Annotated in this window: 1 protein-coding gene; it reads left to right on the forward strand. The window is 27.7% G+C overall.

What is annotated here, in order from left to right:
- Positions 1 to 766, forward strand: a 766-nt coding sequence (locus tag OF364_RS03000; protein ID WP_263774131.1) for a hypothetical protein, incomplete at both ends; no start/stop codon positions are given.

The following is a 766-nucleotide window of genomic DNA, read 5'->3' on the forward strand; positions in this document are numbered from 1 at the left end:
ATGCTTTAGAAGAAGCTGAAAATAATAAAAATAGTGAAGATAAAGCAAAATTAACTGAAGTTCTTGGAAAATTAGCAAGCGCTAAAACAAAATTAGAAGACGCTAAAAAAGAAACAGAAAAAGCAGGTGATGCTGCAAGCACTAAAAAAATTACAGATAAAATTGCTGAAATTAATGCTAAAACTACTCTAATTGAAGATCGAAAAGCAGCAGTTGAACTAAAAGAACAACAAATTGCCGCTGAAAAAGACAAAATTAAAAAACAAATTGAAGATCTAGAACAAAAAACTCAAGATGTTGAAGGTGTTCTAAATTCTTCTAATAAATCAGATATAGTTAATGCTAAAAATACTCTTGAACAGGAAATAAAAAATGCTCAAGATTTATATGATAAAAATAAAGATGAACCTAAACTTAATGATGATAATAAAACCTTAAAAGATAAAATCGAAGCTGCTCAAGAGGCTTTAAATAAAGCAGCTGAAGCAATTGAAAAAATTGAAAATAAAGAACAAGAAATTAAAACTGAAATCCTTAATGCTACTACAGAACTTGATAAAGCTAATGAAGCTGCTAAGGAAGCTTTAAAAGGTGAAGATTTAGATAAACTTAAAGCAGCTCAAGATCCTTTAAATAAAGCTATTGAAAAAGCTAAACAAGCTATTCAAAAAGCAAAAGATAATAATTTAGAAGATGAAGCTAAAGATTTAAAACAAAAATTACAAGAAGCTGAACAAACCAAACAAGCTCTAGATAATAAAGTAAA

This window comes from Mycoplasma enhydrae, from assembly GCF_025779955.1.
GTDB lineage: Bacteria > Bacillota_I > Bacilli_A > Mycoplasmatales > Metamycoplasmataceae > Metamycoplasma > Metamycoplasma enhydrae.